The organism is Rhodanobacter sp. C05, from assembly GCF_002001165.1.
In the GTDB taxonomy this organism is placed as follows: domain Bacteria; phylum Pseudomonadota; class Gammaproteobacteria; order Xanthomonadales; family Rhodanobacteraceae; genus Rhodanobacter.
The window spans coordinates 145,952-157,697 of record NZ_MUNQ01000009.1 but is presented as its reverse complement, the minus strand read 5'-3'; the positions used below and the strand labels follow the sequence as shown (position 1 = coordinate 157,697).

At 63.8% G+C, this 11,746-nt stretch carries 13 protein-coding genes; 11 read left to right on the top strand and 2 right to left on the bottom strand.

Going from position 1 to position 11,746, the window contains the following annotated elements:
- Positions 1-4 precede the first annotated feature (4 nt).
- The gene (gene asnS / locus B0E51_RS08745) at positions 5-1,405 is read right to left on the bottom strand and encodes an asparagine--tRNA ligase (protein WP_077444717.1); all 1,401 of its coding nucleotides are present in this window, start codon (positions 1,403-1,405) and stop codon (positions 5-7) included.
- A gap of 157 nt (positions 1,406-1,562) precedes the next feature.
- On the opposite strand from asnS, the gene B0E51_RS08740 reads away from it, so the two are divergent.
- From B0E51_RS08740 to radA, 7 genes are all read left to right on the top strand, one after another.
- Positions 1,563-1,889 (top strand): iron-sulfur cluster assembly accessory protein, encoded by a 327-nt coding sequence (locus B0E51_RS08740; RefSeq protein WP_077444511.1) that lies wholly within the window; start codon positions 1,563-1,565, stop codon positions 1,887-1,889.
- Positions 1,890-2,056: 167 nt separating this feature from the next.
- A complete protein-coding gene (gene rpsF, locus B0E51_RS08735; RefSeq protein ID WP_077444510.1) occupies positions 2,057-2,509 on the top strand; it encodes a 30S ribosomal protein S6 in 453 nt (150 codons plus the stop codon).
- 12 nt (positions 2,510-2,521) lie between these two features.
- Positions 2,522-2,752 (top strand): 30S ribosomal protein S18, encoded by a 231-nt coding sequence (gene rpsR / locus B0E51_RS08730; protein ID WP_007081973.1) that lies wholly within the window; start codon positions 2,522-2,524, stop codon positions 2,750-2,752.
- Positions 2,753-2,886: 134 nt separating this feature from the next.
- On the top strand, positions 2,887-3,345 hold the full coding sequence (rplI, locus tag B0E51_RS08725) for a 50S ribosomal protein L9 (protein WP_077444509.1): 459 nt from the start codon (positions 2,887-2,889) through the stop codon (positions 3,343-3,345).
- A gap of 269 nt (positions 3,346-3,614) precedes the next feature.
- Entirely contained in the window at positions 3,615-5,009 is a 1,395-nt protein-coding gene (locus B0E51_RS08720) for a replicative DNA helicase (protein ID WP_077444508.1), read from the top strand.
- A 46-nt stretch (positions 5,010-5,055) separates the two neighbouring features.
- Positions 5,056-6,144: an alanine racemase gene (gene alr, locus B0E51_RS08715; protein WP_077444507.1), complete on the top strand. Its 1,089-nt coding sequence runs from the start codon at positions 5,056-5,058 to the stop codon at positions 6,142-6,144.
- A 115-nt stretch (positions 6,145-6,259) separates the two neighbouring features.
- Positions 6,260-7,645, top strand: coding sequence for a DNA repair protein RadA (gene radA, locus B0E51_RS08710; RefSeq protein WP_077444506.1), 1,386 nt, complete (start codon positions 6,260-6,262; stop codon positions 7,643-7,645).
- A gap of 29 nt (positions 7,646-7,674) precedes the next feature.
- Here radA and ccsA read toward each other — a convergent pair whose 3' ends face one another.
- Entirely contained in the window at positions 7,675-8,475 is an 801-nt protein-coding gene (ccsA, locus tag B0E51_RS08705) for a cytochrome c biogenesis protein CcsA (protein ID WP_077444505.1), read from the bottom strand.
- Between the two features lie 112 nt (positions 8,476-8,587).
- Between ccsA and ffh the strand changes: the two genes are divergently transcribed.
- From ffh to trmD, 4 genes are all read left to right on the top strand, one after another.
- A complete protein-coding gene (ffh, locus tag B0E51_RS08700; RefSeq protein ID WP_077444716.1) occupies positions 8,588-9,976 on the top strand; it encodes a signal recognition particle protein in 1,389 nt (462 codons plus the stop codon).
- 162 nt (positions 9,977-10,138) lie between these two features.
- The gene (gene rpsP / locus B0E51_RS08695; RefSeq protein ID WP_077444504.1) at positions 10,139-10,393 is read left to right on the top strand and encodes a 30S ribosomal protein S16; all 255 of its coding nucleotides are present in this window, start codon (positions 10,139-10,141) and stop codon (positions 10,391-10,393) included.
- An 11-nt stretch (positions 10,394-10,404) separates the two neighbouring features.
- Positions 10,405-10,926 carry a ribosome maturation factor RimM gene (rimM, locus tag B0E51_RS08690; protein ID WP_077444503.1) on the top strand — a complete coding sequence of 174 codons (522 nt, stop codon included), beginning with the start codon at positions 10,405-10,407 and terminating at the stop codon, positions 10,924-10,926.
- Positions 10,927-10,961: 35 nt separating this feature from the next.
- Positions 10,962-11,735 carry a tRNA (guanosine(37)-N1)-methyltransferase TrmD gene (trmD, locus tag B0E51_RS08685; RefSeq protein WP_077444502.1) on the top strand — a complete coding sequence of 258 codons (774 nt, stop codon included), beginning with the start codon at positions 10,962-10,964 and terminating at the stop codon, positions 11,733-11,735.
- Positions 11,736-11,746: the final 11 nt, after the last annotated feature.

The following is an 11,746-nucleotide window of genomic DNA, read 5'->3' as shown; positions in this document are numbered from 1 at the left end:
GTACTCAGAATTCGGCCGTTCCAGCGGCACGCGGGTAGGGGATGGCGTCGCGGATGTTGGACAGGCCGCAGACATAGACCAGCAGCCGCTCGAAGCCGAGGCCGAAACCGGCATGCGGTACCGTGCCGTAGCGGCGCAGGTCGCGGTACCAGCCATAGGAGGCGGGATCGAGACCGAACTGGACCATGCGGCGATCGAGGTAGTCCAACCGTTCCTCGCGCTGGCTGCCGCCGATGATCTCGCCGATGCCTGGAGCAAGCACGTCCATCGCGGCAACGGTCTTTTCATCATCGTTCAAGCGCATGTAGAACGCCTTGATCGCCTCGGGGTAGTTCATTACGACCACGGGACGGCCGATATGTTTCTCGGCAAGGTAACGTTCGTGCTCGGTCTGCAGATCGATACCCCACGCGACCGGGTAGTCGAACTTCTGGCCCGACTTCTTCAGGATCTCGATCGCGTCGGTATAGTCGATGCGCTCGAACGGCTGGGCGATGAACGCCTCCATCCGGCTGATCGCATCCGGTTGCACGCGCTCGGCGAAGAACGCCATGTCGTCCGCGCGTTCGTCCAGCACGGCCTTGAAGATCGCCTTGAGGAAACCTTCGGCGCAATCGGCGTCCGCAGTGAGGTCGGCGAACGCGATCTCCGGCTCGACCATCCAGAACTCGGCCAAGTGGCGCGGCGTGTTGGAGTTCTCCGCGCGGAAGGTCGGGCCGAACGTGTAGACCTTGCTCATCGCCAGGCAATACGCCTCGACATTGAGCTGGCCGGACACGGTGAGGAACGCCTCGCGGCCGAAGAAATCCTTGCGGAAATCGATCTTGCCCTTGTCGTCGCGCGGCAGGTTGGCCAGGTCCAGGGTGGACAGGCGGAACATGTCACCGGCGCCCTCAGCATCGGAGGTGGTGATGATTGGCGTATTGATCCAGAAGAAACCCTGCTCGGTGAGGTGGCGGTGGATCGCCGTCATCATCGTGTGGCGCACGCGGGTCACCGCGCCGAACAGGTTGGTGCGCGGGCGCAGGTGGGCAACCTCGCGCAGGAACTCCATCGAGTGCTGCTTGGGCTGGATCGGGTAGGTTTCCGGATCGTCGACGAAGCCGGTGACGATCACCTCGTCGGCCTGCAATTCGAAGCTCTGGCCCTTGCCCTGTGACGACACCAGGGTGCCCGAGACGATCACGCCGGCACCGGCGGTGAGATGCAGGACTTCACTGTGGTAGTTGCCCAGCGTGGCCGGCACCACCGCCTGGATCGGGTCGAAGCAGGAGCCGTCGGTGACATTGACGAAGGACAGGCCAGCCTTGGAATCGCGGCGCGTGCGCACCCAGCCGCGCACGGTCACCGTGCTGCCGGCTTCGAGCTTGCCGGATAAAGCCTGCTTCACGCTTGCCACTGCCATGAATTGAAACTCCTGCTGGAGCGCCGCATATCGACGCATGAGTCGTTGATGAAGGACGCGCGCAGTACAAAACACGCGCGCAAGACCTCCATGATAATGTAGCTGTTGCCCGCGCTGCGACTTTCCGGGCCATTGAACGAGGTTGGATCCACCCGCCATGAGCATCAGCATCACCCCCGCCGCCAACGAACGCATGCGCCACTTCCTGGCCGCCACCCCGGCGGCGGCCGGCGTGCGCTTCGGCGTCAAGCGCACCGGCTGCTCCGGGTTCGCCTATGTGGTGGATCTGGCGGATGCAGTCGGCGAGGGCGACCGGCTGGTCGACGTGGACGGCGTGCCGCTGATCGTCAACGACAAGAACCTGTCCCTGGTCGAGGGTACGGTGATCGACTTCCAGCGCCAAGGCCTCAACGCCAGCTTCGTCTTCCACAATCCCAATGCCACCGGCGAGTGTGGCTGCGGCGAGAGTTTCACGGTCGGCTGAGCCCTTTGAATAGGCTCTTATCTTTCAGTCACTTGCGTTAAGCCCCTGCGGCATTCTACAATTCCGCTTCTGTCCATGCCCGAAAGGTGATGGATGGGCACTTGCCTCACCGCATCGGCGGGAGGCTGCTAGGCCGCAAGGCCGCATCCACAAGGAGTCAAACCACAATGACCCTGCGTCATTACGAAGTTGTGTTCATGGTCCACCCTGACCAGAGCGAGCAGGTTCCGGCGATGCTCGAGCGCTACAAGGCGCTGATCGAGACCGACGGCGGCAAGATTCACCGTCTGGAAGATTGGGGTCGTCGTCAGCTGGCCTATCCGATCGTGAACCTGGCCAAGGCACATTACGTGCTGCTCAACATCGAAGTGAGCCAGAACGCGCTGAACGAGCTGGAGTCGGGTTTCCGCTTCAACGACGCCGTGCTGCGCCATCTGGTCGTGCGCCGTGACGAGGCCGACACCGAGCCGTCCTTCATCCTGAAGTCGAAGGAAAAGGATGACGCCAAGTCCTCGCGTCGCCGCGACGATGATGGTGACAGCGACGGTGAAGGCGAGGGCCGCCCGCGTGGGCGTGACCGCGATGACCGCGACAACGATCGCGACAGCGACGACCGATAAGGAATCCAGACCATGTCCAAGTTTTTCCGCCGCCGCAAGTTCTGCCGCTTCACTGCCGAAGACGTGAAGGAGATCGACTACAAGGATCTCAACACCCTGCGTCAGTACGTCACCGAGAACGGCAAGATCGTGCCGAGCCGCATCACCGGTACCAAGGCGCGCTACCAGCGTCAGCTGGCCACCGCGATCAAGCGCGCACGCTTCCTCTCGCTGCTGCCGTACACCGACAACCACGACGTCTGATCGTGACTGACCGCAGCCTCGCGCTGCGGTCAGTGGTTTCGCCCGGCCTCGGCCGGGCGTGACTGCAGACATCCTTCGGACAACCGTCCTCTGGCTGCGCCGGGCCACACCGGTGCTAACGAAAAGGAACCATCATGGAACTCATTCTTCTGCAGAAAGTCCGCAACCTCGGCACGCTTGGCGACAAGGTCAACGTGAAGCCGGGTTATGGCCGCAATTTCCTCCTGCCGCAGGGCAAGGCCGTACGCGTCAATGCCGCCAATCTGGCTGCGTTCGAACAGCGTCGCGCCGAATACGAAGCCAAGGCCAACACCGCGCTGGCTGATGCCGAGGCACGCAAGACCAAGCTCGACGGTGCTGCCGTGACGATCTCTGCGCATTCCAGTGCGGAAGGCAAGCTGTTCGGCTCGGTGGGTCCGCGTGATATCGCCGAGGCGCTGGCTGCCACCGGTCACACCGTCCACAAGGGCGAAGTGATCCTGGGAGAAGGCCCGCTGCGTCACACCGGTGAATTCGACGTGGCGATCCACCTGCATGCCGACGTGCACACCAGCGTCAAGGTGATTGTGGTCAGCGACAAGAGCGACAAGTAAGCCATACGCCATCCATGCGATGGAAGCTGACGGGCGCCGCGAGGCGCCCGTTTGTTTTGGCGCGGAAGTGAGCGCGCGGCGCTTGCGGTTGAATGGCCGTTCACCGGTTTATCCCCAGCAACGCACAGCTTATCCACAGAGTTATTGTCTCGGCGGGTGAGATGGTGCCGCGTATGATGGCTGTCAGTGCGGCTGCCCGGCAGGCGTCGGTGCGCTGCCCGCCTTCATGGAGTCATTTTCTGTGAGGCAACCCTCCGTGAGGTAAGTCGATGTCCTTCGTGCCCGAACGCAAATCCTCGTCCTCCGCCATCGAGGCGCTACGGGTACCGCCGCATTCCATTGATGCCGAGCAGGCCGTCCTCGGCGGCCTGATGCTGGCGCCGGATGCACTGGACAAGGTGGCCGACCGGCTGGCCGAGGACGACTTCTACCGCAAGGATCACCGCCTGATCTGGCGGGCGATCAACGAGCTGGCGAACAAGGGCATGCCGTGCGACGCGGTGACCTTGGGCGACTGGTTCGAGAGCAACGGCCTGGCCGAAATGGTCGGCGGCGCCGGCTATCTGATCGAACTGGCCAACAGCACGCCGAGCGCTGCCAACATCGCCGCGTATGCCGAGATCGTGCGCGAGAAGTCGGTGATGCGCCAGCTGATCGATGCCGGCACCTCGATCACCGAGGATGGCTACCGGCCCGAAGGCAAGAGCGTGCAGGAAGTGCTGGAAAGCGCCGAACAGCGCGTGTTCCACATCGCCGAATCCGGTGCGCGCGGCAAGAAGGATTCGGTCTCGATGCGCGAGGCGGTGAAGGATGCCTTCCGCCTGCTGCACGAGCGCTACCAGAACCGCGGCCAGCTCACCGGCATCACCACCGGCTTCACCGACCTGGACAACCTCACCTCCGGCCTGCAGCCGTCGGACCTGATCATCGTCGCGGCGCGCCCGTCGATGGGCAAGACCGCGTTCGCGCTGAACATCGCCGAGACCGCCGCGATCCGCAGCAAGAAGGCGGTGGTGGTGTTCTCGATGGAAATGTCCGCCTCGCAGCTGGCGTTCCGCCTGATCTCCTCGGTCGGGCGTATCCACCAGCAGCACCTGCGCAACGGCGACCTGCAGGAAGAGGACTGGCCGCGTGTCTCCAACGCCATTTCGATCCTGTCCGAGGCGAAGATCTTCATCGACGACACGCCCAGCCTGTCGCCGGTGGAGCTGCGTTCGCGCTCGCGCCGGCTGCACCGCGAGCACGGTGGCCTGGGCCTGATCGTGATCGATTACCTGCAGCTGATGCAGGTGCCCGGCAACAAGGAGAATCGCGCCACCGAAATTTCAGAAATTTCGCGTTCACTCAAGGGCCTCGCCAAGGAGCTGAACGTGCCGGTGATCGCCCTCTCGCAGTTGAACCGCTCGCTGGAACAGCGCGCCGACAAGCGCCCGATGATGTCCGATCTGCGCGAATCGGGCGCGATCGAGCAGGATGCCGACGTGATCATGTTCATCTACCGCGACGACTACTACAACAAGGAATCGCCGGACAAGGGCATGGCCGAGATCATCATCGGCAAGCAGCGTAACGGTCCCACCGACACCTGCAAACTGACCTTCCTCGGCCACTACACCAAGTTCGAGAATTACGCGGCGGATTCCTTCGTCGGGTCGTTCGATTGATGCCTGGCGAACCCCGGGAAGTTCCTGAACAGGATCCTCGTTCACGATGAGCCGCACCACCGTCGCCACCATCCATCTTGGTGCGCTGCGCCACAACCTGGCGCGGCTGAAGATGATGGCCGCACCAGCGAAGGTGATGGCCGTGGTCAAGGCCGATGCCTATGGGCACGGACTGGAGCGGGTTGCCCGTGCACTGGATGGCGAGGCCGAGGCGTTTGCAGTGGCCGCGCTCGGCGATGGCCTGCGTTTGCGGGCGGCGGGACATCGGCAACGTATCGTGGTGCTGTCCGGCCCGGACAATCCCGGCGATCTGGCCGAAATGCAGCGGCTGCAGCTGGATGCGGCGATTCATCACGAAGCGCAGTTGCAGTGGCTGGCGCAGGCGCCGTCGCCGCGTGGCCGACTGCGTGTATGGCTGAAGGTCGATAGTGGCATGCATCGACTCGGCTTCGCGCCGGAGCATGTGGCCGAAGTGCATGCCCGGCTCGCCGCGATGCCTGGTATCGATCCCGAGATCGGTCTGCTGACGCATTTCTCCGAATCCGAAGTGTTTGATGGTGCGCAGACGACGGCGCAGATCACCCGCTTCACCGAGGCGACCAAAGCGTTGAGCGGTCCGCGCTCGCTGTCCAACTCGGCTGCCGTGCTCGGCTGGCCGGATGCGCGCGGCGACTGGGTGCGTACCGGCGGCCTGCTGTATGGCCTGTCCGTGGTCGATGGCAAGACCGGTGCGGACTTCGGCTTCCGACCGGCGATGACGCTGGGCACGCGCCTGATCGCGGTCAATCGCATCGGCAAGGGTGAGCGGATCGGCTACAACGGTACCTGGACCTGTCCTGAAGACATGCCTGTCGGAGTAGCTGCCGTCGGTTATGGCGATGGCTATCCACGCAGCGCCGTGGCAGGTACGCCAGTACTGGTTGGCGACCAGCGTGTGCCACTGATCGGTCGCGTCTCGATGGACCTGATCACGCTGGATCTGCGCGAGGCGCCCCAGGCGAGGGTGGGCGACCGCGTCACCCTGTGGGGACCGCAACTGCCGGTGGAAATCATCGCGGCGCAGGCTGGCACGATCTCCTACGACCTTACCTGCGGCATGACTCGTCGGGTGCTGTTCGTCGAAGACGAACACTGAGACGGACGCGCTGTGGAAGACGAAAGCTGACAGCGTCCCGGGTCGCTGCGTCTCGCCGTGTGCGATGGTCGCAGGCTAAGCTCGGCGTCATCATCGTATCCAGCTGGAAACCCGCATGGCCAAAGCCAAGACCGCCTACGTCTGCACCGAGTGCGGCGCCGAGCACAGCAAGTGGCAGGGTCAGTGCGTCGAGTGTGGGGTGTGGAACACGCTCAGCGCGATCGTGCTGACGCCGGCATCGACAGCCGTGTCGTCGGTTGGCGCGCAGCGTTCCAGCTATGCCGGCAATGCGGCCGGCATAGCGCGCATCACGCCGTTGACCGAAGTGGCGTTGACCACCGAAGCGCGCACGCTGACCGGCATCGGCGAGCTGGATCGGGTGCTTGGTGGTGGGCTGGTGCAAGGCTCGGTGGTGCTGATCGGTGGTGACCCCGGCATCGGCAAGTCGACCTTGCTGCTGCAGATGCTCGGTACGCTGGGGGCGCATCTGCCCAGCGTGTATGTTACGGGCGAAGAATCGCTGTCGCAGGTGGCGTCGCGCGCGCAGCGCCTGGGGCTGCCGCTGGAGCCGCTGCAGGCACTCGCCGAAACCTGCATCGAACGCATTCTCGAACAGGCGATGGCATCGCGGCCGCGTGTGCTGGTGATCGATTCGATCCAGACGATCTGGACCGAGCTGCTCGCCGCGGCGCCCGGTTCGGTGAGTCAGGTGCGCGAGTCTGCCGCCAAGCTCACCCGTTTTGCGAAGGAAACCGGCACCTCGGTCTTCCTCGTCGGTCATGTCACCAAGGAAGGGGGCATCGCCGGCCCGCGTGTGCTCGAGCACATGGTCGATGCCGTGCTGTATTTCGAGGGCGAATCGGGCAGTCGCTTTCGCATCCTGCGTGCGTTCAAGAACCGCTTCGGCGCGGTGAACGAGCTGGGCGTATTCGCGATGTCGGACAAGGGTCTGCGCGAAGTGCCGAATCCGTCGGCGATCTTTTTGTCCTCGCACAGCGGCCCGACCTCGGGCAGTGCGGTGATGGTGACGCGCGAAGGCACGCGCCCGCTGCTGGTCGAAGTGCAGGCGCTGGTGGATCAGTCGTCGCTGGGCAATCCGCGTCGTGTCACTCTGGGGTTGGAACAGAACCGATTGGCCATGCTGCTGGCTGTGCTGCATCGGCATGGCGGCGTGGCGGCGTATGACCAGGACGTGTTCGTCAACGTGGTCGGCGGCATCCGCGTGCAGGAGACGGCGGTCGATTTGCCGGTGCTGCTGGCGGTGCTGTCGTCGCTGCGCGACCGGCCGTTGCCGGAACATACCGTGGCGTTCGGCGAGGTCGGCCTGTCCGGCGAGATCCGCCCGGTGCCGAATGGCGAGGAGCGCCTGAAGGAAGCCGCGCATCACGGCTTCCGTCGCGCGATCGTGCCGAAGGCGAATGCGCCGAAGAAGGGCAAGGTCGGCGAGATGGAAGTGATCGGCGTGGAACGACTGGCTGAGGCGATCGACGCCTGTCGCTGATTGTCTGAGTGGCGATCAGCCCGGAATGATCAGCCCACCGGGCGGTGCAGGATCAGTTCCAGCACGAATTTCGAGCCGAAGAAGGCGAGTACCAAGGTGGCCATGCCGATCAGCGTGAGGTTTACCGCCTGCTGGCCGCGCCAGCCGTGCCGCCAGCGGCCGTAAAGTAGAACGCCGAACACCAGCCATGCCACGATCGACAGGATCGTCTTGTGTGCCAGGTGCTGGCCGAACAGGTTGTCGACGAACAGTGCGCCGGTAAGCAGGGTCAGCGTCAGCAGCACGAAGCCCGCGCCGATCAGGCGGAACAGCAGGGTTTCGGTCAGCGTCAGCGGTGGCAGCGCGCGCAGCCACGGACCGAACTGGCGATGGCGCAAGGCGCGTTCCTGTACGGCGAGCAGGATCGCCAGCACGGTCGCGATCGACAGCACGCTGAACGCGATCAGGGCCACCGTGACATGCAGCTTGATCTGCCAGTCCATGGTCAGCGGCAGCGTGGGCGGTGCCAGAAAGCTGTCCACACCAACCAGCAGCGCGGTGAGCGGGAACACGATCACGCCGAGTGCGGCGACCGGGCGCGAGAGATTCACCAGCAAGGTCAGCGTCGACACCACGAACGCGACCAACGACAGCGCGGCGAAGAAATGCAGGTCCAGCGCACCGCGATGCATGCCGAGCAGGATCCCGGCGTGGATCAGTGCCGCACCGCCGGCCAGCCCCAGCGCCAGCCGATTCAGCGGCTGGCCGCCGCTCAGCAGTGGCCGCGCCAGCCCTGCGGCAGCGGCGAGATAGAGCACGATGGCGAGCAACGCGAAGACGTGGATGACCATAGCCATGAAGTGTCGCACAGGCTCCGGCGGGCGTGCATGCGAAGCAGGCCGATCGGCCCGCTATGCGATCCGTCCGCTATAATCAGTGACTTTCCTGTTTGCCGGTTCCGCCATGTTCGAGTCGCTCAGCCAACGCCTATCCACCACCGTCAATCGCCTGCGTGGCCGCGGCCGGCTGACCGAGGAAAACATCCGCGAGTCGTTGCGCGAGGTGCGCATCGCGCTGCTTGAGGCCGACGTGGCGCTGCCGGTGGTTCAGGCGCTGATCCAGCGGATCAAGGTGCGTGCTGTCGGCCAGGATGTGATGAAGAGCCTGTCGCCGGGTCAGGCGCTGGTCAAGGTCGTCAGCGACGAACTGACCGTGGTGATGGGCACCGCCAACACCGAACTGAACCTGGCCCAGACACCGCCGGCGGTGGTGCTGATGGCGGGCCTGCAGGGCGCCGGCAAGACCACCACGGTGGCCAAGCTGGCGCGCCTGCTGACCGAGCGCAAGAAGAAAAAGGTGATGGTGGTCAGCTGCGACGTCTATCGTCCGGCTGCGATCGAGCAATTGCGCACGCTGGCCGAACAGGTCGGGGTGAAGTTCTTCCCGTCCGAGGCGGGTCAGGATCCGGTCGCCATCGCCAAGGCGGCTGTTGCCGCAGCCCGTCGCGAAGTGGTCGATGTACTGATCGTCGATACTGCCGGCCGCCTGCACGTGGACGAGGCGATGATGGCCGAGATCAAGGCGCTGCATGCCGCGATCACGCCGATCGAAACCCTGTTCGTCGTCGATTCGATGACCGGTCAGGATGCCGCCAACACCGCCAAGGCGTTCAGCGAAGCGTTGCCGCTGACCGGCGTGATCCTGACCAAGACCGACGGTGATGCCCGTGGCGGTGCCGCATTGTCGGTGCGTTATGTCACGGGAAAGCCGATCAAGTTCCTCGGTGCCGGCGAGAAGACCGATGCGCTGGAGCCGTTCCATCCGGATCGCCTGGCCCAGCGCATCCTTGGCATGGGCGACGTGCTGTCGCTGGTCGAGGAAGTCGAGCGCAAGGTCGACCAGGAGAAGGCGCAAAAGCTGGCCCAGAAGGTGATGAAGGGCAAGCGTTTCGACCTGAACGACATGAAGGATCAGCTGGAACAGATGGGCAATATGGGCGGTCTGGCCGGCCTGATGGACAAGCTGCCGGGTGTTGCCAGCCTGCCGGACAGCGTCAAATCCAAGGTCAACGACGGCGAGATGAACCGGATGGTCGCGATCATCAACTCGATGACCAAGAAGGAGCGTCGCCACCCGGATCTGCTGAATGGTTCACGCCGTGCGCGCGTGGCGCGGGGTTCAGGTACACAGCCAGCCGACGTCAATCGCCTGCTGAAGCAGTACATGCAGATGGAAAAGATGATGTCCAAGCTGTCCAAGGGCGGCAGCAAGGGCCTGATGCGGCAGATGCGCGGTGCCATGAAGGGTATGGGTGGAATGGGCGGCATGGGTGGTTTGCCGCCGCCGCGCTGACCGATCCGGGAATGCAGGACGGATCATGCCTCGCGATGAGGCGGCGATGGCCTTCGAACCCCATTCCCTATTCCCTTTTCCCGAAAAACCGCTAAAATGCCCCGTTTACCGCGCACGTCTCTCGTGTGCCTGCCGCTCATTCGGCAATTCTGGAGTTTTACCATGGTCAAGATTCGTCTTTCGCGCGGTGGCGCCAAGGGCCGTCCGTTCTACCACGTCGTCGTGACCGATCAGCGCAGCAAGCGCGACGGCCGCAACATCGAGAACATCGGCTATTACAACCCGGTTGCTTCGGGCAAGGACAAGCGCCTTGAGCTGAACGTCGAACGCGTCAAGGAATGGGTAAGCAAGGGCGCCCAGCTGACCGACAAGGTTGCCGCGCTGGTCAAGGAAGCCGGCAAGCAGCAGGCTGCCTGAGTACGGTACTTATGAGTGCCGCGACAGCCAGTCGACGTGTCCTGATCGGGCGCATCGTCGGGCTGTACGGTGTGCAGGGCTGGCTCAAGATCGAATCCTGGGCTGAGCCGCGCATGCGGATCTTCGACTACCAGCCGTGGCTGCTCACTGCAGCGCCGGGTGTGGAGACGCAGATCTCGGGAGTGAAAGGTCGTGCACAGGGCAAGGGCATGGTGGCCCAATTGCCCGGAGTGGACGATCGGGAACAGGCGGCAGCACTGATCGGCCAGGACATCTATGTCACCCGTGACCAGTTGCCCCCTCCCGCGAAGGATGAGTATTACTGGGTCGATCTCGAAGGAGTCGAGGTCGTCACCACGGAAGACGTGAAGCTGGGGCGGGTCAGTCACCTGTTCGCCACCGGTGCCAACGATGTCGTGGTAGTGAGGGATGGCGAGCGCGAGCGGCTGATTCCTTTCATCCAGGGTTCGTATGTGCGTTCGGTGGACTTGTCCGCAGGGCGCATGGTGGTGGACTGGGATCCTGAATTCTGACGTTGCATCGCATCGCGACAAAGGGTTGAGGATTCATGCGCATCGACGTCGTCACCTTGTTTCCGGACTTCGTGCGCCAGTGTGCTGCCGTCGGTGTGGTGGGACGCGCACAGCAACGCGAGTTGCTGCAGGTGGAAACCTGGAATCCGCGCGACTACGCCACCGACAAGCACCGCACCGTGGATGCCAGCTCGTATGGCGGCGGCCCCGGCATGGTGATGATGATTGAACCGTTGCGCACGACCCTGGTGGCCATGCGTGATGCCGCACCGGAGCCGGTGCATGTGATTTATCTCAGTCCGCAGGGAGCGCGGCTGACGCAGGGACGGGTGGAAGCGCTGGCGAAACGGCCACGCATCGCCTTGCTCTGTGGACGTTACGAAGGTGTGGACGAGCGTCTGCTGGCGCACGAGGTCGACGAGGAGCTTTCCATCGGCGATTATGTGCTGTCCGGCGGTGAGTTGGCTGCCGCGGTGATCATCGATGCGGTGGGTCGCTTGCAGGACGGCGCGTTGAACGACGCGCAGTCGGCCGAGCAGGATTCATTCTCGGATGGCCTGCTGGATTGTCCACACTATGCGAAACCGGTGCACGATGCGCTGGGTGATGTGCCGGAGGTGTTGCTTTCCGGTGACCATGCGGCAATTGCTCGCTGGCGCCTGAAGCAATCGCTGGGACGAACCTGGTTGCGCCGCCCGGAGCTGTTGTCACAGCGTGCACTGGATGCCACATCCCGCGCACTGCTGGATGAATTCCGCCGTGAACATGCTTCAAAAGAGCTGATGCGGCAAAACGATGCGGTCGAGTGACGGCCGCAGCT